Source organism: Roseovarius sp., from assembly GCF_027019125.1.
Classification (GTDB): domain Bacteria; phylum Pseudomonadota; class Alphaproteobacteria; order Rhodobacterales; family Rhodobacteraceae; genus Roseovarius.
This window is the reverse complement of the sequence record NZ_JALUXE010000034.1, coordinates 484,638-506,470: the sequence shown is the minus strand read 5'-3', so window position 1 is coordinate 506,470 and position 21,833 is coordinate 484,638. Positions and strand designations below refer to the sequence as shown.

The window sequence follows — 21,833 nt, the reverse complement described above, 5'->3', positions numbered from 1 at the left end:
GTGCAGGGTAGAGTTGCTACCTTGCCCCTCCCGGCTTTGGACCGGCACCTGACAGGAGCGAGGGAATGAAACTCAGCATCGAACGCGGCGCATTGCTCAAGGCCGTGTCCCAGGCCCAATCCGTGGTCGAACGGCGCAACACGATCCCGATCCTCGCAAATGTGCTGATCGAAGCCGAAGGCAACAATGTGCAGTTCCGCGCAACCGACCTCGACATCGAGGTGGTGGACAAGGCGCCTGCTCAGGTCGAACGTGCCGGTGCCACCACCGTCTCGGCGGTCATGCTGCATGAAATCGTGCGCAAACTGCCCGATGGGTCGCTCGTGACGCTCAGCGACGATGGGGCCTCTGGTCGCCTCACGGTGCAGGCCGGGCGCTCCAATTTCAATCTGGCCACCTTGCCGAAAGAAGATTTTCCGGTGATGGCCTCGTCGGAATATGCGAGCAATTTCTCGGCACCGGCACCGGTGCTGCGCCGCCTCTTCGACAAATCGAAGTTCGCCATTTCTACCGAGGAAACAAGGTATTACCTCAACGGCGTCTATCTGCATGTCTCTGACGCCGATGGCGGAAAGGTGCTGCGCTGTGTGGCCACCGATGGCCACCGTCTCGCGCGCATTGACGCTGACCTGCCCGATGGGGCATCAGACATGCCCGGTGTGATCGTCCCGCGCAAGACCGTAGGCGAATTGCGCAAGTTGCTGGAAGACGATGACATGAAGATCGCGGTCTCGGTCTCGGAGACCAAGATCCGTTTTGCCACCCCCGACATCACCCTCACGTCCAAGGTGATCGACGGCACCTTCCCCGACTACACCCGCGTCATCCCGCAGGGCAACACCCGCCGGATGGAAGTCGACGCCGCCGAATTCGCGCAGGCCGTCGATCGGGTTGCAACCGTCAGCTCCGAGCGTTCGCGTGCGGTGAAACTCTCGCTCGACGAGGACCGTCTGATCCTCTCGGTCAATGCCCCCGATAGCGGTGCTGCCGAAGAAGAATTGGCCGTGGCCTATGGCGATGAGCGGCTTGAGATTGGCTTTAACGCCAAATACCTGCTGGAAATCGCCAGCCAGGTCGACCGCGAGAATGCCGTTTTCCTGTTCAACTCCTCGGGCGATCCCACCCTCATGCGCGAAGGCAATGATACGACGGCGGTCTATGTCGTCATGCCGATGCGGGTGTGACGCCTGTCAGAGCCTCCGGCGGGAGTATTGTCAAGGTGAAAAAGTTCATATTTTTCATGGTGATGGAGTGCTGCCAGTTCTATCATCCACTTTTTTATCCACAGTTTCTGCTATCTTTGGAAGGGCAGTGAAGCAGAGCTACAATTGCCGCGTTATACCGTGACCGCCCCCCAATCAAGGGTAATCTCCCCCTTTTGGGCGCGGTGCATTCGCAGAATTTACACGGCCATTTTCAGCGGCTTTGCGCTTTCTCGTTACAATTCATGAACAGACAAAACCCAACCCGATCAGCAGGTGCAAAGAGTAGCTTAATTTACGCCAGATACTGTCCAAACGATAGAGAGTAGCTCAGAACGACACGGAAAGCACCCCGCTAAGAATGTGGGAATTACCGGGTATTATCTCCAGTCCGGCGCGTTCCTGTCATCAATCATCCTGCGCATTTGCGTGGCGGTAAGTAAGCGTCCGGCGAAGTCGCGGGTGGTTTAGAGATTGGCAGGTCGAATACCGACCCATGGGCTATTGGGCTTCTCTCGTGTAACCGCGACCCACCGGTTGTTCCCGTAACTGCACCATTCGACAATGGCCGGATCAACCGGATGCTCGACACGGTCAATGACATCTCCTGAGACCAGATTGATGCATTCCATTTGGGTAGCGGGGAGCAGCTTTTCTATAGCTTCTCCCAACGCGGCCAAATCTTCTCGCACGACATGATTTTCTTTTGGAAAGCTTGCACTGAGGCTTAAAGTGTCGGTCGCGAGTGCAATGTCTTCAGGCATCCCACGCTCGCTTGGAACAAAGAGCGTGCGCCCCAAATCCGCTTCAGCTTGGCGCTTTTGGCTGGTGTATCTTGGAGCTGGATATTGCCAAAGAGAAAAGCTGATCGCGACAAGAATCTGATCAGAGTTCGGCAAGACGCCAAACTCGGGATCGATGCTTACCTCCGCCAGTGCAGATGGGCCGTTGATCAGCCAAGCGTTCCAGTAGTCAATCTGTTCCGGTGTGGTCGTTTCAAGACGCTCTAGCTTGTATGCGTCGTTCAAGACAGGCCGCACCAATAGGGCTTCGGGAAAGGTCGAGCACGCCTCACTTAGAATCCTGCGCGACGTCTCAATGGTGATCTGACGAAGATAGCCTTCCCAATAGGTCGTTTGCCCTGTGAGGTCAGCATTGCGACGTGCCTCTGGATCAGTCTCCTCTGGAATGATCCCGTTTACGGTCACACCGAAGTTCGTACAGAACTGCGTGAGTGACATCGTGCCATCATACCGCGTCCCGATTTGCGTTTGCAGGATGCACTGACCGTCGTCTAATGCATCATCTCCTGGTTTGTTGGCAACGTGAACACGCAGTGCTCCACCACGATACCGGACATAAACACCCAGGCCCTCATGGGTTTCCCCATAGAATTGGGCGGGACAAGACCCGCCACCGCGAAGCTTGGCGAGATCAAGACCAAGGGGCTCAGGAAGCTCCGGTGTATGGAAACTCATCATCTTCATCGCTTGATGCTCCATCCGCGCGTTTGTGAAGCCACAATCCTTGCCCATCGCAATACTTGCCCGACGGCAAAGATTTGAGCTTTGCAACCGTAAATTCATTCGATTTTGCCATAAGAATATCCTCCAAATTATCTACATTCTAGCGCAACATTGCCCGAGCTGCCCCGGGATGCCTTGACACAGTAACGCATTGTGATTTAAGGAAGATTAAATCCCGTGACACGCAACGAAGACGCCTGACACGATAACGATACTCCTCCGGCGGGAGTATTTTTCGGAACGATGAAAGGGCCGTGCATGCCCGGCCTTTACCTCTCGGAACTGACCCTCTCGCATTTTCGCTCGCATAAATTCGGGCGGCTTTCGCTTGACGCACGGCCCGTCGCCATTCATGGCCCCAACGGCGCGGGCAAGACCAACCTGATCGAGGCGGTGTCGCTCTTGTCGCCCGGTCGAGGCCTGCGGCGCGCCGCGGCACAGGACATGGCGCGACGGCCCGAGGCGCTCGGCTGGAAGATCACCGCGATCCTTCATTCCCTGCACCAGGTCCACGAAGTCGAGACCTTGGCCGAGGGCATGGCCGCCCGTCAGGTTCGCATCGATGACAAGACCGCCACGCAGATCGCCCTTGGGCGCATCGCGCGTGTGCTCTGGCTCATCCCTGCCATGGACCGTCTCTGGATCGAAGGGGCAGAGGGCCGCCGCCGCTTTCTCGACCGGATGACCATGAGCTTTGTTCCCGCCCATGCCGAAGCCACGCTCGCCTATGACAAGGCGATGCGCGAACGCAACCGCCTGCTCAAGGATCAGGTCCGCGACGCGCAATGGTATCTCGCTCTGGAACGGCAAATGGCCGAGGCGGGCGCTGAGATCCACGCCAACCGTCAGCACGCGCTCGCGCTGATCGCGGGCGCGCAGATGCAGGCGGAAACAGCTTTTCCCACAGCCGAGCTTGAGCTGACCCAAACCGAAGGCGAAATGCCCGAGGCCGCCGACGACCTGCGTCAGGCGCTGGCCGAGAGCCGCTTTCGCGACCTTGTCGCCGGGCGCACCCTTATCGGTCCGCACCGGGCCGAACTTTACGGTGTCTATGCCGCCAAAGGCGTGCCCGCTGCCGATTGTTCCACCGGCGAGCAAAAGGCGCTCCTGGTCTCGCTCATCCTCGCCAATGCCCGCGCGCTCGCCCGCGATTTCGGTGCGCCGCCGCTTTTGTTGCTGGATGAGGTCGCCGCACATCTTGACGCCACCCGCCGGGCCGCGCTCTATGACGAAATCTGCGCACTGGGCGCTCAGGCGTGGATGACCGGCACCGGACCTGAACTTTTCTCCGAACTGGGCGCACGCGCACAACATATTCACGTCACCGACACCGACGGCATCAGCCAGATTTCTCAAGCGACCTAACCATGACTCCGCAACGCGTCACTCTCATCACCCTTGGCGTCGATGATCTCGACCGATCGCGTGCCTTTTACGCGGCCCTTGGCTGGACCCCGGCAGAGGCGCTGGATGAGGTCGTATTCTACCAGATGAACGGGCTTGTCCTCGGCCTTTTTGGCAAGGCGCATCTCGCCGCCGATCAGGGGCGCCCGGATGCTACCCTCGGCACCGGCGCAATCACGCTGGCGCAGAATTATTCGACCGAGGCAGAGGTGGACACCGCCTTTGCCACCGCCCTCGCGGCCGGGGCCACTGCGCTCAAACACCCCGACAAGGTGTTCTGGGGCGGTTATTCCGGCTATTTCGCCGATCCCGACGGCCATGTCTGGGAACTGGCGATGAACCCTTTCTGGCCGCTTTCCGAGGATGGCAGCCTGACCTTACCAGAGGCTCCATGACCATCGCCCCTTTCGACTTGTTGCTTTATGCCGCCGCCATGGCGGGCCTCTGGGCCGTGCCGGGGCCCGTGTGGGTGGCGCTGACTGCGCGCGCGCTTTCGGGAGGCATGGGCGGGGCCTGGCCCTTGGCCGTCGGCGTGGCTTTGGGCGATCTGATCTGGCCGCTTTGCGCCATTCTCGGCCTTACCTGGGTGCTCTCGCTCTATGGCGACGCCCTCAGCCTCTTGCGTTGGGTTGCGGCGGGGGTGTTCATCGTGATGGGGCTTTTGCTGATCCGGGCGCCTGCGCGGGTGCCCGGCGCCGATAGCCGAATGACACGCCCCGGCATCTGGGCCGGGTTTTCCGTAGGCGTTGCCGCGGTCATCGGCAACCCCAAGGCAATTCTGTTTTACATGGGGTTTCTGCCGGGTTTCTTCGATCTCTCGCAGGTGACAGTACCGGATATCGCCGCCATCCTCGCCATATCGGCCATTATCCCCATGCTCGGCAATCTGGCGCTTGCGCTCTTTCTCGACCGCGCGCGACGCCTGTTGCAGAGTCCAGCGGCGCTCCGGCGTATGAACGTCGGATCGGGCGCGCTCCTGATCCTTGTCGGGCTTGTGATCCCCTTCACATAAAGGGCACGCTCGCCTTCATCTGGCCCAAAATACCTTGGGGGAGTCCCGGATGTCATCCGGGACGGGGGCAGCGCCCCCTATCCGGGCAAGGTTCCGGTCAGAACATAGCGCAGCAGGTCCACCACCTGTGCCGGTTCGCGCGCCACGGCGAGGGCGGCGGCATCCACCTCCTTCAGAGCATGGTCGTGTTCCGGGCGTTGCAGGATGATCAGCGACTTGCCCAGTGCTGCGGCATAGCCCGCGTCAAAGGCCGCGTTCCATTGTTTGTACTGCTCGCCAAAGCGCACGACGACCACATCCGCCTCGGCCAGACCTTTACGGGTGCGGATGGCGTTGACCATGGCCCCCTTGTGGTCGTGCCAATACTTGTTCGGCTCCTCACCCAGAATCACCACGCCGCAATCATCGCTCGCCGCATGATCCGTGACCGGACCAGAGAAAACCACATCAAGCCCCTCGGCCCCCGCGATGATCTGTTCCCGCCAATCGGTATGGATTTCGCCTGACAGATAGACCTTGAGCATGGTTTCCTCCTTTTTCTTCAGCCCCGAAGAACCCCGCCGGTGGCCTTGGTCACTTTTTCGATGATCTTGGCCGATACCGCCTCGATATCGGCTTCGGTCAAGGTCTTGTCGCGCGGTTGCAGCCGCACCGTCAGGGCCAGGGATTTCTTGCCCTCGCCCAGATTGCCACCGCTGAACGCGTCGAACACCCGCACATCCTCGATCAGCGCCTTATCGGCCCCGGCCGCCGCATTGATCAGGGTCAGCGCCTCGGTTTGAGTATCCACGACAAAGGCGAAATCACGCTCGACCGCCTGCAAATCGCTGATGTCAAGCGCACCCCTGCTGGCAGAGGTCTTGCGCGGGAGCGGAATTTCCCCCGGATAGAGCGTAAAGGCCACGGCAGGCCCTTTGACATCCAGCGCCTGCAAGATACGCGGATGCACTTCGCCGAAGATGCCCAGCATCTTCTTGGGACCCAGACAGATCCGCCCATGCCGCCCGGGATGGAACCACGCCGGCCCATCGCGCAGGATTTGCACCTTGGCCGGTGCGCCGATGGCGGCAAGGATCGCCTCGGCATCGGCCTTGGCATCGAACACATCGACGGCACGCGCCGAGCCATGCACATCCTTGGGTCCGGTGCGCCCGACCAAGAGGCCCGCCACCTGCAAATGCTGCTCGCCGGGTTCGCCACCATGAAAGGCATGGCCAACCTCGAACAGCGCCAGATCCATGAGTCCGCGCGCCTGATTGCGTGCCGCCGCCCGCAAGAGCCCCGGAAGCAGATCGGGCCGCATGTGGCTGAGGTCTGCACTGATCGGATTGGCCAGCATCGTGGCATCATCGCCGCCGCCAAAGAGCGCGGCCGCCGCATGGTCGATGAAACTGTAGGTGACACATTCGTTATACCCGAGCGCCGCACCTGTGCGCCGCGCGATCTGCTCGCGCTTTTGCATCGGGCTGAGGATCGGCTTGGGTACGCCCGGCAGGGCGCGTGCCATCGGGCGGCCCTTGAGCTTGGTCAGGGAGGCGATGCGCGCCACCTCTTCCACCAGATCGGCCTCGCCCAGAATATCCGGTCGCCAGCTTGGGACATAGGCCATGTTGCCTTCGAGCTTGAAGCCGAGGGCGGTCAGTGTCTGACGTTGCTCACTCTCGGGAATATCCATCCCGACCAGCGATTGCACCCGCGCGGGATCCAGCCGGTAGGCGCGCGACACATCCGGCACCTTGCCCGCGACCACGCGGTTCGAGGGCACGCCACCGCAAAGATCAAGGATCATCTGCGTGGCCAGATCCAGCGCCTCCATATTGAACGCGGGATCAATGCCGCGTTCATTGCGATAGCGCGCGTCCGAGTTGATCCGCAGGGCGCGGCCCGTCGTGGCGATCTGCACCGTGTCCCAAACGGCGGCCTCGAGAAAGACATTCACGGTCTCGTCGGTGCAGCCGGTGGCAAGGCCACCCATGATGCCACCAATGCTCTCGATGCCGGTATCATCGGAAATCACCACCTGACCGGGGCCAAAGGTGTATTCCTTGTCGTCTAGGCCGATCAACGTCTCGCCGCCCGTTGTGCGGTGCACCCTCAAATTACCGCTGACCTTGTCGGCGTCGAACACATGCAGGGGGCGGTTGCGGTCATAGGTGAAGAAATTGGTGATATCGACAAGGGTCGAGATCGGGCGCAATCCGATGGCGCGTAGCCGCTGTTGCAGCCATTCCGGCGAGGGGCCATTCTTGACCCCCCGGATCAACCGCCCGGCAAAAACCTCGCAGCCGCCCGTTGCGGCATCATCGTCGATCGTCACACCAATGGGGCAGGAAAACTGCCCTTCGATGTCAACGGTCTTGGCGGGCTTCATGGTGCCCAATCCTCGTGCCGCGAGGTCGAGTGCCACGCCGCGCACGCCAAGCGCATCGGGGCGGTTGGGGGTGATGGCAATCTCTATCACCGGGTCCACCTTGGCAGGCTCATGAGCGGCCAGCCAATCGGTGAACCGTTGGCCCACCTCGCCCGAGGGAAGTTCGATGATGCCGTCGTGCTCTTCGCTCAGCTCCATCTCGCGTTCGGAACACATCATGCCGTGGCTCTCGATGCCACGGATCTTGCCCACGCCGATGGTGGTGTCGATCCCCGGCACATAAACCCCGGGCTTGGCGATGACCACAGTGATCCCCTCGCGCGCGTTGGGCGCACCACAGATGATCTGTGTCTCGCCATCCGCCGTGGCCACCTGACAGACGCGCAGCCGGTCCGCATCGGGATGCGGTTCGGCCTTGAGGACCTTGCCGATGGTAAAGTCACGCAGCCGCGCGGCGGGATCGGTGATCCCCTCCACCTCCAGACCCAGATCGGTCAGGGTCTCGGCGATCTCCTCCACCGAGGCGGTGGTTTCCAGATGCTCTTTCAGCCAGGACAATGTGAATTTCATGCGTGCTCTTCCGCCGGCAAATATGGGTTACAGAGCGCTTTACCGGATATGTCTGGCATGGAAAACCCCGCATTGCTGCGGGGCTTTGTCTTGGTTGGCCTGCGGGGTGGATTACTTCTTCCAGCGGCCCGAGAAATCAAAGGAGCTGTCATAGCCAAAGAGCGCGACCGCACCGCCAGTGTGCAGAAAGACGACGCGCTCGCCTTTCTTGAAATGGCCCTTGCGAATGAGGTCGATAAAGCCTGCTGCCCCCTTCGCCGAATAGACCGGATCAAGCAGGATCGCCTCCAACTCGGCGAACATGCGGATCGCCTCAAGGCCCGACTCGGTCGGGATACCATAGCCCTCACCGACATAATCGGTGTTTGCGACCACATCCTCGCGCTTGACCACTCCGGCGCAGCCCAGCTTTTCAGCGGTGGCGCAGGCGAGGTTATAGACGTTCTCTTCCTGCTTGGGCTTGGGCGCGCGCACACCAATGCCCAAAAGCGGGATCTGTGCATTCATCGCCTTGAGGCCGGTGATCAGCCCCGCCTGCGTGCCAGCGCTGCCGGTGGCGTGAACAATGTGATCCACCTTGAGCGCCCGATCATTGAACTGCGCCAGCATCTCGAAGGCGCAGTTGACATAGCCGAGCGCACCTGTCGGATTGGACCCACCACCGGGGATGGTGTAAACATTGCGCCCCTCGGCGCGGAACTTGTCCGCGACCTTTTCCATTTCGGCATTCATATCGCCGCCACCGGGGCGCTTTTCCGTGGTCGCCCCATGCATGTGATCCAAAAGGACATTGCCGCCGTTGTTGTAATTGGCGTTGTTCGATCCGGTCCGATCCTCAAGCAGCAGGTGGCAATCCATCCCCAGCTTGGCGGCAAAGGCCGCCGTTTGACGCGCATGGTTGGATTGCGTGGCCCCTTGGGTCATCACCATATCCGCGCCCTGCAATTCCGCCTCGGCCATCAGGAATTCGAGCTTGCGGGTCTTGTTGCCGCCAGTGCTGAGCCCGGTGCAATCGTCCCGCTTGATCCAGATTTCGGGACCGTTCAATTCCTTGGTCAACCGGTCCAGCCGCTCGAGCGGCGTGGGCAGATGGGCGAGAAAGCGGCGGGGATAACGGGCGAGATGCATGGGTGTCCTCCATTAACATGCGTTTTCCGTAGGGTAAGGCGGGACATTGGCCACGTCTAATGCTATTATCGCCCCATATAATGCAAGGATTGCAATATGCGACTGGAATGGTTGGATGACATACTGGCAGTGGCCGATGCCGGATCACTCGCCCGCGCCGCCGAGATACGGCATGTCAGTCAATCCGCCTTTACCCGCCGCCTGCGCGCGATCGAAGAGGCGCTTGGCGTGCCGCTCTTTGATCGGCGACGCAAACCCGTCGTGCTCTTGCCCGACATCGAGGCGCAGTCAGGCGAGATGCGCGCGCTGGCCACGCAATTACGCCACCTGCGCGAGAGCCTGATGCAGAGCGCCGGAGCGCGTGGCCTCACACTCGCCTGTCAACATGCCATCACCACCACCCATTCCCCAGCAATTGTAAGCATCCTCACCGCGCAGGGCGGACGGCCGGTGCGGGTGCGCTCGGATAACCGCGAGGAATGTCTTTTGCGCCTCTTGTCCGGCGAGGCAGATTTGGCCGTGGTATACGCCGTGCCCGAGATTGCACCACTCACGCTCAACCGCAGCTTTGAGCAGGTGCTCTTGGGGCGCGAGCGGCTGAGGCCGGTGGCGGCCCCCCGTCTGGCGCAGGGTAATGACCTGCCATTCATCGGATATCCTGCAGATGTATTTCTGGGACAGATCATGGCGCGCACGATCCTGCCGCGCATTCCCGCACACCGCGTTTTACGACGTCGTGCAGAAACCGCGCTGACGCTGGCGGCGCATGAATATGCGCGTCGGGGAATCGGGGTGGCATGGCTGCCCGAAGACATGGTGCAACGCGATCTGGACGAGGGGCGTCTTGTGCCGCTCGATCAGACGCTTCCAGAACAGGAAATGGAACTTTGGATGATCCGCCTCAGCGAGCGTAACGATGACGGCTGGGCGCATGACTGGTCGCGTCTGGTCGCGGCCTTGGGCGTCTGAGAGACTCAGATAACCCGGATCACATCCTTGTCGATGGCCAGCATATAGCCCCGGCGCGCGATGTTCTTGACCAAAAGCTCGCTCACCAACTGATTGCCAAGGGTATCGCGCAGCCGCTTGATGCGCGTGGCGCCTGCCGCCTCTTCGCAGTCCTCGGGCTTGCGCCCGGAAATCACCGCTTCGATCTCGGCCCCGGTCATCACGTCATCGTCCAATCGTGCCTCGGCCAGGACACTGAGGGTTTCCATGGCGGCATCGGTCAGCTTGAAACCCATATCGTTCAGATAGACCGTCTTTTCCTCTCGGCTGATCAGCAGGGAACTCACCTGGATACCCGACCGTTCGATCTGTGCCATACGGCGGTTGAGGGTGATCAGCATCACCAGAAAAACCAGCGACGCCACAAGAAGCGCGGTGGCAAATACCAGCAGGACAAAAATCACCATCCGGTAGCTGACCAGTGTTTCCGAGAAGGCCGTGCCCGAGAGCGCCAGAATTTCCAACAGCTTGATTTCGCCCTGACCGGTCAGCGCGTCATTCTCGACAAAGATCCGCTCGACCCTCGCGTTGAAGGCGTTGGCATCCGGCAGACTGAGGAACAGAAACACGGCCGCACTGGTCAGAATCGCAACGATGGCCCCCACCCCGGCGATTACCACCCGGTTGCCGGACCGGCGCGCATCGGCGGCGGTGGTGGTTATCCCGCGCATCCGCGCACGCTTCTGATTGTCACCTTAGCTTTCCTTCTTCGACAGCACCTTCAGCAGGGTCAGCCCCTGCCGTGCCAATTGCGCCCGGAGCGCCGCCTCTGCCGAGGCGCAGGGCGCGTTCACGACGGTTACGTCGTAATACAGCTCAAGCGGCTTGTCGCGCTTGGCTTTGTATTCCACCTGACAAGCCGCCTGCGCCGCAGTCGCGGCAAGGACAAGGCCAGAGGCGAAGATGAGGGGGCGTGTGATCTGGGTCATGCCGCCAAGATGCGCCAAGGCCCACGGCTATTCAATAACTTGTGCGACGGAGTGACCGGAAAACGGCGTGTTATCTGATAACATGGAGGCGTTATTGCCTGTCTGGGCGGCTCGGCCCCAACTTTGGGTCATAGCGTCCGGTCATGTGGGCCGACGCAGAGTAACGACGTCACTCTCCTGAAAGGAATGACCATGCATCGCAAGTTCATCGCACTCATCATCGGCGCGGCCCTGACCGTGAGCAGCCTTGCTGCCGCGCCGGTCCAGGCCAAGAACCGGGGCGAAACCGCCGCCATTATCGCGGGTGTTGCCGCACTGGCGATTGTCGGTGCCGCGATCTCCGATGACCGCAACCGCGACCGTGATCGCCGCCATGACTATGTATCGCGGGGTCATGGGTATAAGCAGCCGCATTACGCCCCCAAACGGCACCACAAACACGGCTACAACCCTGGCCACTATCGCCACCATTATAACCAGCACCGCTATTACGAGCCGCAGCACGACTATGGCCGCTCTTATCAGGGCCGCCCGGCCTATCAGCGGAGTACTGGCAACCATGTGCCCTATCACCGCGACGACCATCGCAACTGAGCCCTGTGCCCCGGAAAGGATAAACCCATGTTCAGCAAAGTTACCTCTGCCCTGATGATCGGCGCGCTTGCGCTGACCACGGCTACGGCAACCCCCGCCCTCGCCCGCGACCGCAGCGACAATCGCAACCTCGCCGTCGGGCTTGCCCTTGGCGCCATCGTCGGTGCGGCAATTGCCAGCAACAACAAGCAAAACAACAACGGCGTGTATCGGGATGATCGCAGATACCGCGACTACGATGATCGGGACTACGATGACGATCATCGGCGCTATGACAGAGGCCATGGTCATCGCGGCCATGACAATGATCGCGGGCGCTATGACAGAAATTACGGGCGGGCGCAGCGTGTCAACCTGCCGGGGGCATGCCGGGTCTATGCGGGCAACCGCGCGGGATATTCTGGCCGCTGCCTGAGCCACCGCTACGGCTCTTACCGCGCGTTGCCGTCGGCCTGCGCCGTTCGCGTGGGTGGGCAACATCAAGTGATCTACCGCGATCACTGTTTGAACCAATACGGATATTACTGAACCCATCAAACAGGCAAACAGAGGGAGGGGCGCGCCCCTCCCTTTGCATTTATCCGCGGATCATGCGACGAGAGGCCATGCTTGGCCCCGATTTCACCCATGAGCGCGCCGCCCTGTCCGAGGGGTATCTCCGCATCGCCGGGGTGGATGAAGTTGGGCGTGGACCGTTGGCCGGGCCGGTCACTGCCGCCGCCGTGATCCTTGATCCGGCGAATGTCCCCGAAGGCCTGAACGACTCAAAGAAACTGAGTGCCGCGCGACGTGCCGCGCTCTGTGAGGCGATCCATACCTCTGCCCAAGTCAGCGTGGCCCATGCCAGCGTCGCAGAGATTGACGAGATCAATATCCTGCGCGCCGCGCATCTGGCGATGGAGCGGGCGATCGCAGCCCTCGACCCTCCGCCCGATCTCGTCTTGATCGACGGCAACCTGATCCCGCGCGGCCTGACCCTTCCTGCCCGTGCGATCGTGCGCGGCGATGCGGTCTCTCTCTCGATTGCGGCGGCCTCAATTGTGGCAAAAATCAGGCGCGACCGGATCATGTGGGATTTGGCGCAACAGTTCCCCGGCTATGGCTGGGAACGGAACGCCGGATACCCGTCGAAAAGCCACAAACAGGCGCTTCTAAATCTTGGTGTAACCCCACATCATAGGCGTTCGTTCAAACCCGTCCACAACATCTTGTATCAAGAAAATAACTAAGCCACTGATTCAAAAAAGAATTTGACGGCGATTCGGGTTTGACTCATCTTGGTCTCCAACGACCAGAGCGCAAAAGCGCCGGGATAGAGGCAGAAGATGACGACAATGACCAAAGCCAAGAGCGCGCCTGCGCTCCCTCTCAACACGATTATCGCCGGGGATTGCATCGAGGTGATGAACAGCTTGCCAGAGGCAAGCGTTGACCTGATCTTTGCCGATCCTCCCTACAATCTCCAGCTCAAGGGCGATCTGCATCGCCCCGACAACAGCCAGGTGGATGCGGTCGATGACGCCTGGGACCAATTCTCGAGTTTCGCCGCCTATGACAAATTCACCCAGGACTGGCTCAAGGCGGCACGCCGACTGCTCAAGCCGAATGGCGCCATCTGGGTGATCGGCTCTTACCACAACATCTTTCGGGTGGGGGCGGCGCTGCAGGACGCAGGATACTGGATCCTGAATGATGTGATCTGGCGCAAATCCAACCCGATGCCGAATTTCCGTGGCAAACGCCTGACCAACGCCCATGAAACGATGATCTGGGCGTCTAAATCCGAGGGTGCGAAATACACCTTCAACTACGAGGCGCTGAAATCGCTCAACGACGGGGTGCAGATGCGCTCGGACTGGGTGCTGCCGCTGTGCACAGGGCATGAGCGGCTCAAGGATGACAAGGGCGAAAAGGCCCATCCGACACAAAAGCCCGAGAGCCTGTTGCACCGCGTTCTGGTCGGCTCGACCAACCCCGGTGACGTGATCCTAGACCCGTTCTTTGGCACCGGCACGACCGGCGCCGTCGCCAAGATGCTGGGCCGGGATTACATCGGGATCGAGCGCGAGGCGGCCTATCGCGTGGTCGCGGAGAAACGGCTGGCAAACATCCGCAAATTCGACCGCGACGCGCTCCAGGTCTCGACCTCGAAGCGGGCAGAGCCGCGTGTTCCCTTTGGTCAGCTGATCGAACGTGGCATGCTGCGCCCCGGTGAAGTTCTGACCTCGATCAACGGCAAGGCGGCCAAGGTTCGTGCCGATGGGACGTTGGTGGCCGATGGCGTAAACGGCTCGATCCACCAGATCGGCGCGCATCTCGAAGGCGCCCCTTCCTGCAATGGCTGGACCTATTGGTGTTTTCGCCGCGAGGGCAAAGTGGTGCCCATCGACGTGTTGCGCCAGCAGATCCGCTCGGAAATGGAAGAGCGCCCCAACTGATTCTCAGACACCGCCGGTGCCCAAGGCCTGACTTTCTCGGGCACCATTGACCTGCCCCGCCTCTCTGGCGGGGCTTTTTTCGCTATCGGTCTGGGGCGGGCGCAACCAGATCGGCCAATTCCGAGAACAGCATATCAGGCTGAAACAGTCTCTGTTTCATATCCCAGAGCGCCGCAATGCGTCCCTCTGACAGAACATGCCCTGCCATCGCACCCAGTTTGGCGCGCACATCCGCCTCGGGCATCGGGGCCTCCGGGCCGCCGCGCGCGTTGACATCACCCGATGTCAGTCGTCGCCCATCTTGCAGGATCGCCGTCACATCAGACCATCGCCCGGCGGGAAAGCGGGCAGAATGGCGGGGCTCTTCGCGCACCGTGATGCGGGCGTGCAGACGGGCGACCTCCGGATCATTCAATCCCGCATCAGTGATATGCTCCGGCCCGATTCTTCCATGCACCAGCAACGTGGCCAATGCGAAGCCCAGCGAATACTGCGCCTCGCTCGTCGTTTTGGGCAGTCCGGGGAAAAGGGCAGCCGATTGCGCAAAAGTCGCCACTTCAAGTCGCTCGATCTCGGCGGCCCGGACGCCATGTTCAACCATCAGCACGCGCACCCCCTCAAGCGCACCATGCGCCCAGCGGCAAATCGGATAGGGCTTGATGTAATTGCGCAGGATCGTCCAATCCTGTCCCAAATCCTCCCAGATAGGCGCAACCTCTTGCCCCTCGATCGTGATCGCGGGCGCGCCGGTAAAGCCGCGCTCTGCCAGTAACAGAGACGAAATTCCCACAAGAGCGCCCATGCCAGACCCGTCGTGCAGCATGGTGGGATTGGCGATCTCGCGCATCATCTGGCTACGCGGACCGTGGTACTCTGCGATTCCCATCGCCTCGCGCAGAATATCGGAGGGTTGCCCGCGCAAATGCGCCCCGATGGCCGCAACGCCCAGCGCGTTCCACGCACCCGAAGTGTGGTAATCCGCAGTGGTTGCATGAAGGGCCACCCCCGCCCGCGCCGCCACCTCATACCCCATGGCAAGCGCGGTGAGCGCCTGTCGTCCGGTCAACTTCGGATGCTGCCCCGCAAAGGCAAATAGGGCCGGCACCAGCGCGCAGCCAATATGCCCTTTGGTTGGATTATAGCCGTCATGCCCATCAAGATTGTCGATTTGCGTGGCCAGCGCCCAAGCTGCGCCTGGCATGGCGCAACGTCGCCCATCAAAGAGCAAGGTAGCGCTGTGTTTGTCACTCCCAGCGGCATGAAACTCCACCGCGAACTCGCGCGCGATGCGCCCCACCTCCAGCGTCGCTGCGCCCGCCGCAACGCCGAGCGTATCGACCAGCAAAAGGGCCATTCGCTCCAGCACTTCCTGTGGTATTTCAAGTGTGCGGTCGAGCACGAATTTCGCAACGCGGTCGAATTGATGAGGGTTGGAGGCAAAGGACATCGGAGCAACTTTCTGCAAGGGGGCCATGTCTCAGCGTGGCGCGTTATGGCGCCGGTTTGTCGGCTGTTTGCGACATTTCCTGTCTCGCATTCTCCTCTTGCAGCGCATGAAACCGGCTGTTAGCAATCGTTCTCATCCGTTGGGGTGCCCGCAATCCGGGCTGAGAGGCGCCTCGCCAACCCATCGAACCTGATCCGGGTGATGCCGGCGTAGGGAACGGACTTCAGCTCGCCCGGCGCGCCCCCCGTCCGTTCCCCGCAAGACGAGAGGAATGGCAAATGGTTGCCACAGCTTTGACGATCGCAGGCTCCGACAGCGGCGGAGGTGCGGGTATTCAGGCGGATCTCAAGACTTTTTCGGCGCTTGGCGTTTATGGCGCGAGCGTGATCACAGCCGTCACCGCGCAAAACACCTGCGCCGTGACCGATGTGCATGCCATTCCGAATGCGATCGTAGCGGCGCAAATCAAGGCTGTTTTGGGCGATATCAGGGTCGATTGCATCAAGATCGGCATGTTGGGCGATGCCAGTTTGATCGAAACCGTGGCAGGGGCGCTGACAGAGTATCATGGCCCGATTGTCCTCGATCCTGTGATGGTTGCGAAATCCGGCGCGCGCCTTTTGCCGGACACAGCGCGTGCCGCGCTCATCGCGCATCTCGTGCCGCGTGCTGATCTCCTCACCCCGAATTTGCCTGAGGCGGCGGCACTTTTGGGCGTGGCAGAGGCGCAGGACGATGCCGAGATGCAGGCGCAGGGCTCGCTTTTGCGTCAAATGGGGGCCAAGGCCGTCTTGATGAAAGGCGGGCACGCACAGGGCGAGACCTGCACCGATTGGTTGATGGCTGATGAGGTGATCCGCCTGGACGCTCCGCGCATCAGCACGCGGAACACTCATGGCACCGGCTGTACGCTATCATCGGCCATCGCGGCGCAGCTGGCAAAGGGACTAACCTTGCCAAAGGCTGTGTCCGCCGCCCATGGCTGGTTGCATCACGCGATCCTTGCCGCCGATACGCTGGAGATCGGTCAAGGGCATGGCCCGGTCCATCATTTCCACGAGGTCTGGACATGACCGAGGCGGTCACCATACGGGGCGCGGGCATTGTTGGCCTCTGCGTGGCAACCGAACTCTTGGCACGTGGAATTTCCGTCACTTTGCGTGATCCGGCACCGGAACCCGGCACGCATGCCTGTTCTTGGTGGGCGGGCGGCATGCTTGCCCCATTTTGCGAAGGCTTTTCCGCAGAAGAGCCGGTGGTGCGCCTGGGTCAAGAGGCCGCTGACTGGTGGGCAGCGCAGGGTGTCGAGGTGATACGCCGCGGATCACTTGTCGTGACCTTGGACCGCGACCGCCGCGAACTCGACCAATTCGCGCGCCGAACCCGAGGGCATCGGATGGTTTCAGGCTCTGATTTGGCGGAATTAGAGCCACATCTGGCGGATCGCCATGACCGCGCGCTTTTCTTTCCAGACGAGGCGCATATCAACCCGCGCGCTGCGCTCATGCACCTGCGCACGCGGCTACACGCGGCCGGCGGACGGTTCGAGCAGAGCGATACCGCCCCCACGGGATCGATCATCGACTGTCGCGGTCTTGCAGCACAGGATAGCCTGCCCAATCTGCGCGGCGTCAAGGGCGAGATGGTCGTCTTGCACAGTCGGGATGTGACCCTATCTCGGCCTGTTCGCCTGCTGCACCCGCGATTTCCGCTCTATATCGTGCCGCGCGGCGATGGGGTGTTCATGCTGGGCGCAACACAGATCGAGAGTGCGGAACGCGGACGTGCCTCAGCCAGGTCCGTGATGGAACTGCTGTCTGCGGCTTATGCCCTGCACCCGGCCTTTGGCGAGGCGGAGGTGTTGGAGATCGGTGCCGACGCACGCCCGGCCTTTCCCGACAATCTGCCGCGGATCATTCAACAAAACGGCACGATCCATGCCAACGGTCTCTTCCGCCACGGCTTTCTCTTGTCACCTGTGGTGGCGCGGATGGTGGCCAATCTGGTCACAGGCAACAATGAAACACCGGAGTTTTTGTCACATGAAGATCACGGTTAACGGCACCCCACGCGACAGCACCGCCGCAACGCTCGACGCGCTGCTGGTCGAGTTGGGGTATGGCGGGGCCAAGGTGGCGACAGCAGTGAACGAAAGCTTCGTTCCCGCTGCAATAAGGCCAGAACAGAGACTGAATGAGGGCGACAGGATCGAAATTGTCGCGCCACGGCAAGGGGGCTGACATGCCTGTTTTCTACGAGACTGAGGTCAGCTCGCGGCTGATGCTGGGCACGGCGCAATATCCATCGCCCGCAATCCTTGCCGAGGCCTTCAAACGCTCTGGCGCGGGAATCGCAACCGTGTCCGTGCGCCGCGAGGCGGGGGGCGAGCGGGCCGGGCAGGCGTTCTGGGACATGATCGCCGATCTCGGGGTGCATGTCCTGCCCAATACCGCCGGTTGCCATTCGGTGCGCGAGGCCGTGACAACGGCGCAGATGGCGCGCGAGCTCTTTGACACCAACTGGATAAAACTCGAGGTGATCGGCCATGCCGACACACTTCAGCCTGACCCTTTCGGTCTGGTCGAGGCGGCACGCATCCTGACCGATGACGGATTTCAGGTGTTTCCATATTGCACCGAAGATCTTGTGCTCTGCGAACGGCTGGTCGAGGCCGGGTGCCGGGTGCTGATGCCTTGGGGCGCGCCCATCGGCACGGGCCTTGGCCTCAACAATATCTATGGCTTGCGCAGTTTGCGGGCGCATTTCCCCGATCTGCCATTGGTCATCGACGCCGGTTTGGGCCTGCCCTCACAAGCTGCACACGCAATGGAGCTGGGCTATGACGCCGTTCTGCTCAATACCGCGGTGGCCAAAGCGGGCGACCCGGCGGCAATGGCCGAAGGTTTCGCACGCGCACTCGAGGCCGGCCGCCTGGCCTATGAGGCTGACCCGATGGAGCCGCGTGATATGGCCGCCCCCTCTACCCCTGTATTCGGGAGGGCGTTCACCTGATGTCTCTGACGCGTTTCTATCCGATTTTCGATCATACGGACTGGCTGCGCCGCCTGCTTCCGCTTGGCGTTGCGCTCGTGCAGTTGCGCATCAAAGACCTCACGGACGAAGCCCTGCGGGATGAAATTGTGCAGGGACAGAGCCTGTGCCGTGCCCATGGCGCGACTCTCGTGGTCAACGATCACTGGCAGGCGGCGATTGATGCAGGCTGCGATTGGGTGCATCTGGGCCAAGAGGATCTGGACACGGCCGACATTGCCGCTCTGCGCCGCGCCGGGATCAAACTCGGGCTCAGCACGCATGACCATGCCGAACTTGACCGGGCGCTCTCGTATGATCCCGATTACGTGGCACTTGGCCCGGTCTATCCCACCATTCTCAAAAAGATGAAATGGCACGAACAGGGGCTGGACAAGCTGACGGAATGGAAGCGCCTGATCGGCGACATTCCCCTCGTCGCCATTGGCGGCATGTCTGTGGAGCGGGCGGGCGGGGCCTATGCGGCCGGGGCGGATATCGTCTCTGCCGTGACCGATATAACCCTTCACGCCGACCCAGAGGCGCGGGTGCGGCAATGGTTGGATGTGTCGGGATGAGCCGCTACATGCGCCAGACTGCCCTCCCTGAATTCGGGACCGCGGGACAGGATCGGCTCGCGGCGGCGCATGTTCTGGTCGTGGGTGCCGGTGGGCTGGCAGCGCCGGTGCTTCAGTATCTGGTGGGCGCGGGCGTCGGGCGGATCACGCTGATGGATGGTGATCGCGTTTCCCTGAGCAACCTGCACCGCCAGACCTTGTTTCGCGTGACGGATATCGGCCATCCCAAGGCGCAGGTCGCGGCGCGGCACATGGCCGATCTTAACCCGGATTGCACGATTTCCCCCGTAACAGAGCCGCTTGATCCGCTGAATGCCCCCCTTCACGTCGCCACCGCCGATCTGGTTCTTGATTGCGCCGACAGCTTCGCGGCGAGCTACATACTGTCCGATGTGTGCCTCTCGCAGGGCACGCCGCTGATCAGCGCTTCTATCGTTGGCACCTCTGGCTATGTGGGCGGGTTCTGCGGTGGGGCACCGTCTTTGCGCGCCCTCTTCCCCGATCTGCCGGACCGGCTGGGCAGTTGTGATGCTGATGGCGTTCTGGGGCCGTCCGTGGGAGTGATCGGCAGCCTTCAGGCGCAGATGGCCTTGGCAATTTTGGCTGGAATAGAGCCTGATCCGCTGGGTCAGCTCGTCACTTTCGAGGCGGTCGGTCATCGCTTTGGCGGTTTCCGTTTTGACGGTGCGCCAGAGCCAGAGGATGGCTTTCGTTTTATCGCACCCGATCAGATCGCGCCCGCCGATTGGCTGGTCGACCTGCGCGCCGAGACCGAGAGCGGTCCCGCCCTGCCAAATGCCAGCCGCCTCAGCGTTGGCGATTTTGACCACCCCAACATCCGCCCCCAAGCCGCGCGCGTCGTGCTGGCCTGTCGTTCCGGCCTGCGGTCGTGGCAGGCCGCGAGCCGACTTCGGGGTCATTGGGACGGAGAGATAGCCTTGATCGCCCTTGGCGACCTTCAACAGGAGACTGACACATGAGATACCTCACCCTGATCCTTGCTCTTTTCGCCAGCCCGGCCATGGCACAGGACAAGATGACGCTCATTCTGGATTGGTTCATCAACCCGGATCACGGCCCGATCATCGTGGCCGAAGAACTGGGCTATTTCCAAGAGGCCGGACTTGAGGTCGAGGTCATCGCACCTGCCGATCCGTCCGATCCGCCCAAGATGGTGGCCGCCGGCCAGGCCGATCTTGCGATTTCCTACCAGCCGCAGTTGCACATGCAGATCGAGAACGGGCTGCCGCTGCGCCGCGTGGGCACTCTGGTCGCGACCCCTCTCAACTGCCTCTTGGTGCTTGAGGACGGCCCGATCAAATCCACCGCTGACCTCAAGGGGCGCAAGGTGGGCTTTTCGGTCGCCGGCGTCGAAGAAGTGCTGCTCTCGACCATTCTTGCGCAGCATGGCCATGGCCTGAGCGATATCGAATTGGTCAGCGTCAACTGGTCTCTCTCGCCCTCGCTCATGTCGGGTCAAGTCGATGCGGTGATTGGGGCCTATCGCAATTTCGAACTCAATCAGATGGAAATCGAAGGTGTTCCGGGGCGGTGTTTCTACATCGAGGAAGAAGGCGTGCCCGCCTATGACGAGCTGATCTATGTCGCCAATCCCGACACGATGAATGCCGACATGATCCGCCGGTTTCTGCATGCCACAGAGCGCGCGACGCAATACATCATGAATCACCCACAGGAGAGCTGGGAAATTTTCGCAGGCACATCGCCCGAATTGCAGGATGAGTTGAACGAAAAGGCCTGGGTTGACACCTTTCCGCGCTTCGCCACCCGCCCCGCGGCCCTGGATCACGCCCGCTACAAGCGCTTTGAACAGTTCCTACTCGACACCGGGATGATCGAGAACGCAACGCCCGTATCCGGCCTTGCCATGGACCTGAACGCGGAATGACACATGATTACGGAATAACCTTTCCCCGCTTGCGCGATGCGGCGGGCCAGGTCTGGCAGGATTACACGCATCATGCCTTTGTCGAGGGGTTGCGCGATGGCACACTGCCGCGCAAGGCGTTCCTTGGGTATCTGGTGCAGGATTACGTGTTTCTCATCCATTTTGCCCGTGCCTGGGCGCTGGCCGTGACCAAGGCCGACGCGCTGGAGGAGATGCGCGCCTGTGCCGCCACCGTCGATGCGCTGGTCAACCACGAGCTCAGCCTGCATGTCAAAACCTGCGCCGAAGCGGGGCTGAGCGAGAACGACCTCTACAATGCCGAGGAACACCCCGCCAATCTGGCCTATACGCGCTACGTCCTCGACGCGGGGCATTCCGGCAACTTCCTCGATCTGCTGGCGGCACTTGCCCCATGCGTCATGGGCTATGGCGAGATTGGGGCGCGGCTGGGGCCGGTGGAAGAGGATCACCCCTACGCCGGCTGGATCAACACCTACGCTGGCGACGCCTATCAACAGGTCTGCCGCGATGCTGGCCTGCTCTTTGACGGTGCCGTGGCGCGGCGACTGGGTGCAGGGGCCGAGGCAACACCCGGCTGGGGTCGCCTCTGTCAGCGCTTCAGCACCGCCACGCGGCTTGAAGTCAGTTTCTGGGACATGGGCCTGTCGTTTGGTCACTGATGCCCTT

24 protein-coding genes and 1 riboswitch are annotated in these 21,833 nt (G+C 61.4%); of the genes, 17 read left to right on the top strand and 7 right to left on the bottom strand.

All coding sequences use genetic code 11. From position 1 onward, the window contains the following. The first annotated feature begins 65 nt into the window (after nucleotides 1-65). Nucleotides 66-1,184, top strand: a complete 1,119-nt coding sequence (dnaN, locus tag MVC20_RS18795; RefSeq protein ID WP_297544160.1) for a DNA polymerase III subunit beta — start codon at nucleotides 66-68, stop codon at nucleotides 1,182-1,184. Nucleotides 1,185-1,669: 485 nt separating this feature from the next. Here the strand turns inward: dnaN and MVC20_RS18790 are convergent, their stop codons facing one another. Then, complete coding sequence (locus tag MVC20_RS18790; protein ID WP_297544159.1) at nucleotides 1,670-2,788, bottom strand: hypothetical protein; 1,119 nt, start codon at nucleotides 2,786-2,788, stop codon at nucleotides 1,670-1,672. A 198-nt stretch (nucleotides 2,789-2,986) separates the two neighbouring features. Between MVC20_RS18790 and recF the strand changes: the two genes are divergently transcribed. Genes recF through MVC20_RS18775 form a run of 3 tightly spaced genes read left to right on the top strand, consistent with a single transcriptional unit; the run spans nucleotide 2,987 to nucleotide 5,144 of the window. Then, nucleotides 2,987-4,093, top strand: coding sequence for a DNA replication/repair protein RecF (gene recF / locus MVC20_RS18785; protein ID WP_297544158.1), 1,107 nt, complete (start codon nucleotides 2,987-2,989; stop codon nucleotides 4,091-4,093). Nucleotides 4,094-4,095: 2 nt separating this feature from the next. Beyond that, the gene (locus MVC20_RS18780) at nucleotides 4,096-4,527 is read left to right on the top strand and encodes a VOC family protein (RefSeq protein WP_297544157.1); all 432 of its coding nucleotides are present in this window, start codon (nucleotides 4,096-4,098) and stop codon (nucleotides 4,525-4,527) included. Next, nucleotides 4,524-5,144, top strand: coding sequence for a LysE family translocator (locus tag MVC20_RS18775; protein WP_297544156.1), 621 nt, complete (start codon nucleotides 4,524-4,526; stop codon nucleotides 5,142-5,144). The genes MVC20_RS18780 and MVC20_RS18775 overlap by 4 nt, the downstream gene beginning before the upstream one ends. 77 nt (nucleotides 5,145-5,221) lie before the next feature. On the opposite strand, the gene MVC20_RS18770 is transcribed toward MVC20_RS18775, so the two are convergent. From MVC20_RS18770 to MVC20_RS18760, 3 genes are all read right to left on the bottom strand, one after another. Further along, complete coding sequence (locus MVC20_RS18770; protein ID WP_037276492.1) at nucleotides 5,222-5,668, bottom strand: YtoQ family protein; 447 nt, start codon at nucleotides 5,666-5,668, stop codon at nucleotides 5,222-5,224. 17 nt (nucleotides 5,669-5,685) lie between these two features. Further along, nucleotides 5,686-8,085 carry a phenylalanine--tRNA ligase subunit beta gene (gene pheT, locus MVC20_RS18765; protein WP_297544155.1) on the bottom strand — a complete coding sequence of 800 codons (2,400 nt, stop codon included), beginning with the start codon at nucleotides 8,083-8,085 and terminating at the stop codon, nucleotides 5,686-5,688. A 111-nt stretch (nucleotides 8,086-8,196) separates the two neighbouring features. Then, nucleotides 8,197-9,213: a D-cysteine desulfhydrase gene (locus MVC20_RS18760; protein ID WP_297544154.1), complete on the bottom strand. Its 1,017-nt coding sequence runs from the start codon at nucleotides 9,211-9,213 to the stop codon at nucleotides 8,197-8,199. A 96-nt stretch (nucleotides 9,214-9,309) separates the two neighbouring features. Here MVC20_RS18760 and MVC20_RS18755 point away from each other — a divergent pair, with 96 nt between their 5' ends. Next, nucleotides 9,310-10,182, top strand: a complete 873-nt coding sequence (locus MVC20_RS18755; protein ID WP_297544153.1) for a LysR substrate-binding domain-containing protein — start codon at nucleotides 9,310-9,312, stop codon at nucleotides 10,180-10,182. 5 nt (nucleotides 10,183-10,187) lie between these two features. Here MVC20_RS18755 and MVC20_RS18750 read toward each other — a convergent pair whose 3' ends face one another. Both MVC20_RS18750 and MVC20_RS18745 read right to left on the bottom strand, forming a co-directional pair. Next, nucleotides 10,188-10,892 carry a hypothetical protein gene (locus tag MVC20_RS18750; protein WP_297544152.1) on the bottom strand — a complete coding sequence of 235 codons (705 nt, stop codon included), beginning with the start codon at nucleotides 10,890-10,892 and terminating at the stop codon, nucleotides 10,188-10,190. A gap of 24 nt (nucleotides 10,893-10,916) precedes the next feature. Continuing rightward, nucleotides 10,917-11,150: a hypothetical protein gene (locus tag MVC20_RS18745; protein WP_297544151.1), complete on the bottom strand. Its 234-nt coding sequence runs from the start codon at nucleotides 11,148-11,150 to the stop codon at nucleotides 10,917-10,919. 192 nt (nucleotides 11,151-11,342) lie between these two features. Here MVC20_RS18745 and MVC20_RS18740 point away from each other — a divergent pair, with 192 nt between their 5' ends. The 4 genes from MVC20_RS18740 (at nucleotide 11,343) to MVC20_RS18725 (ending at nucleotide 14,182) form a co-directional block, all read left to right on the top strand. Next, nucleotides 11,343-11,744: a hypothetical protein gene (locus tag MVC20_RS18740; RefSeq protein WP_297544150.1), complete on the top strand. Its 402-nt coding sequence runs from the start codon at nucleotides 11,343-11,345 to the stop codon at nucleotides 11,742-11,744. Between the two features lie 27 nt (nucleotides 11,745-11,771). Beyond that, complete coding sequence (locus MVC20_RS18735; RefSeq protein WP_297544149.1) at nucleotides 11,772-12,272, top strand: hypothetical protein; 501 nt, start codon at nucleotides 11,772-11,774, stop codon at nucleotides 12,270-12,272. A gap of 77 nt (nucleotides 12,273-12,349) precedes the next feature. Then, entirely contained in the window at nucleotides 12,350-12,973 is a 624-nt protein-coding gene (locus tag MVC20_RS18730; protein ID WP_297544248.1) for a ribonuclease HII, read from the top strand. A 96-nt stretch (nucleotides 12,974-13,069) separates the two neighbouring features. Then, nucleotides 13,070-14,182, top strand: a complete 1,113-nt coding sequence (locus MVC20_RS18725) for a site-specific DNA-methyltransferase (RefSeq protein ID WP_297544148.1) — start codon at nucleotides 13,070-13,072, stop codon at nucleotides 14,180-14,182. A gap of 82 nt (nucleotides 14,183-14,264) precedes the next feature. Here MVC20_RS18725 and MVC20_RS18720 read toward each other — a convergent pair whose 3' ends face one another. Continuing rightward, the gene (locus MVC20_RS18720; protein ID WP_363320827.1) at nucleotides 14,265-15,647 is read right to left on the bottom strand and encodes an MmgE/PrpD family protein; all 1,383 of its coding nucleotides are present in this window, start codon (nucleotides 15,645-15,647) and stop codon (nucleotides 14,265-14,267) included. A gap of 112 nt (nucleotides 15,648-15,759) precedes the next feature. After that, a riboswitch (TPP riboswitch) is annotated at nucleotides 15,760-15,862 on the top strand. A 45-nt stretch (nucleotides 15,863-15,907) separates the two neighbouring features. Here MVC20_RS18720 and thiD point away from each other — a divergent pair. Genes thiD through tenA form a run of 8 tightly spaced genes read left to right on the top strand, consistent with a single transcriptional unit; the run spans nucleotide 15,908 to nucleotide 21,826 of the window. Further along, the gene (thiD, locus tag MVC20_RS18715) at nucleotides 15,908-16,702 is read left to right on the top strand and encodes a bifunctional hydroxymethylpyrimidine kinase/phosphomethylpyrimidine kinase (protein WP_297544147.1); all 795 of its coding nucleotides are present in this window, start codon (nucleotides 15,908-15,910) and stop codon (nucleotides 16,700-16,702) included. Continuing rightward, a complete protein-coding gene (locus MVC20_RS18710) occupies nucleotides 16,699-17,688 on the top strand; it encodes an FAD-dependent oxidoreductase (RefSeq protein ID WP_297544146.1) in 990 nt (329 codons plus the stop codon). The genes thiD and MVC20_RS18710 overlap by 4 nt, the downstream gene beginning before the upstream one ends. Beyond that, entirely contained in the window at nucleotides 17,672-17,869 is a 198-nt protein-coding gene (gene thiS, locus MVC20_RS18705; protein ID WP_297544145.1) for a sulfur carrier protein ThiS, read from the top strand. The genes MVC20_RS18710 and thiS overlap by 17 nt, the downstream gene beginning before the upstream one ends. Nucleotide 17,870: 1 nt before the next feature. Then, the gene (locus MVC20_RS18700) at nucleotides 17,871-18,641 is read left to right on the top strand and encodes a thiazole synthase (RefSeq protein ID WP_297544144.1); all 771 of its coding nucleotides are present in this window, start codon (nucleotides 17,871-17,873) and stop codon (nucleotides 18,639-18,641) included. After that, a complete protein-coding gene (locus tag MVC20_RS18695) occupies nucleotides 18,641-19,237 on the top strand; it encodes a thiamine phosphate synthase (RefSeq protein ID WP_297544143.1) in 597 nt (198 codons plus the stop codon). Before MVC20_RS18700 ends, MVC20_RS18695 begins: the two co-directional genes overlap by 1 nt. Further along, entirely contained in the window at nucleotides 19,234-20,217 is a 984-nt protein-coding gene (locus MVC20_RS18690) for a HesA/MoeB/ThiF family protein (RefSeq protein WP_297544142.1), read from the top strand. The genes MVC20_RS18695 and MVC20_RS18690 overlap by 4 nt, the downstream gene beginning before the upstream one ends. Next, complete coding sequence (locus MVC20_RS18685; RefSeq protein WP_297544141.1) at nucleotides 20,214-21,146, top strand: ABC transporter substrate-binding protein; 933 nt, start codon at nucleotides 20,214-20,216, stop codon at nucleotides 21,144-21,146. Before MVC20_RS18690 ends, MVC20_RS18685 begins: the two co-directional genes overlap by 4 nt. Beyond that, nucleotides 21,143-21,826 (top strand): thiaminase II, encoded by a 684-nt coding sequence (gene tenA / locus MVC20_RS18680; RefSeq protein ID WP_297544140.1) that lies wholly within the window; start codon nucleotides 21,143-21,145, stop codon nucleotides 21,824-21,826. Before MVC20_RS18685 ends, tenA begins: the two co-directional genes overlap by 4 nt. Nucleotides 21,827-21,833 lie beyond the last annotated feature (7 nt).

Coding starts and splice junctions, on each gene's coding strand:
- dnaN (WP_297544160.1), top strand. CDS start 66: ATGAAACTCAGCATCGAACGCGGCGCATTGCTCAAGGCCGTGTCCCAG.
- MVC20_RS18790 (WP_297544159.1), bottom strand. CDS start 2,788: ATGAATTTACGGTTGCAAAGCTCAAATCTTTGCCGTCGGGCAAGTATT.
- recF (WP_297544158.1), top strand. CDS start 2,987: ATGCCCGGCCTTTACCTCTCGGAACTGACCCTCTCGCATTTTCGCTCG.
- MVC20_RS18780 (WP_297544157.1), top strand. CDS start 4,096: ATGACTCCGCAACGCGTCACTCTCATCACCCTTGGCGTCGATGATCTC.
- MVC20_RS18775 (WP_297544156.1), top strand. CDS start 4,524: ATGACCATCGCCCCTTTCGACTTGTTGCTTTATGCCGCCGCCATGGCG.
- MVC20_RS18770 (WP_037276492.1), bottom strand. CDS start 5,668: ATGCTCAAGGTCTATCTGTCAGGCGAAATCCATACCGATTGGCGGGAA.
- pheT (WP_297544155.1), bottom strand. CDS start 8,085: ATGAAATTCACATTGTCCTGGCTGAAAGAGCATCTGGAAACCACCGCC.
- MVC20_RS18760 (WP_297544154.1), bottom strand. CDS start 9,213: ATGCATCTCGCCCGTTATCCCCGCCGCTTTCTCGCCCATCTGCCCACG.
- MVC20_RS18755 (WP_297544153.1), top strand. CDS start 9,310: ATGCGACTGGAATGGTTGGATGACATACTGGCAGTGGCCGATGCCGGA.
- MVC20_RS18750 (WP_297544152.1), bottom strand. CDS start 10,892: ATGCGCGGGATAACCACCACCGCCGCCGATGCGCGCCGGTCCGGCAAC.
- MVC20_RS18745 (WP_297544151.1), bottom strand. CDS start 11,150: ATGACCCAGATCACACGCCCCCTCATCTTCGCCTCTGGCCTTGTCCTT.
- MVC20_RS18740 (WP_297544150.1), top strand. CDS start 11,343: ATGCATCGCAAGTTCATCGCACTCATCATCGGCGCGGCCCTGACCGTG.
- MVC20_RS18735 (WP_297544149.1), top strand. CDS start 11,772: ATGTTCAGCAAAGTTACCTCTGCCCTGATGATCGGCGCGCTTGCGCTG.
- MVC20_RS18730 (WP_297544248.1), top strand. CDS start 12,350: ATGCTTGGCCCCGATTTCACCCATGAGCGCGCCGCCCTGTCCGAGGGG.
- MVC20_RS18725 (WP_297544148.1), top strand. CDS start 13,070: ATGACGACAATGACCAAAGCCAAGAGCGCGCCTGCGCTCCCTCTCAAC.
- thiD (WP_297544147.1), top strand. CDS start 15,908: ATGGTTGCCACAGCTTTGACGATCGCAGGCTCCGACAGCGGCGGAGGT.
- MVC20_RS18710 (WP_297544146.1), top strand. CDS start 16,699: ATGACCGAGGCGGTCACCATACGGGGCGCGGGCATTGTTGGCCTCTGC.
- thiS (WP_297544145.1), top strand. CDS start 17,672: ATGAAGATCACGGTTAACGGCACCCCACGCGACAGCACCGCCGCAACG.
- MVC20_RS18700 (WP_297544144.1), top strand. CDS start 17,871: ATGCCTGTTTTCTACGAGACTGAGGTCAGCTCGCGGCTGATGCTGGGC.
- MVC20_RS18695 (WP_297544143.1), top strand. CDS start 18,641: ATGTCTCTGACGCGTTTCTATCCGATTTTCGATCATACGGACTGGCTG.
- MVC20_RS18690 (WP_297544142.1), top strand. CDS start 19,234: ATGAGCCGCTACATGCGCCAGACTGCCCTCCCTGAATTCGGGACCGCG.
- MVC20_RS18685 (WP_297544141.1), top strand. CDS start 20,214: ATGAGATACCTCACCCTGATCCTTGCTCTTTTCGCCAGCCCGGCCATG.
- tenA (WP_297544140.1), top strand. CDS start 21,143: ATGACACATGATTACGGAATAACCTTTCCCCGCTTGCGCGATGCGGCG.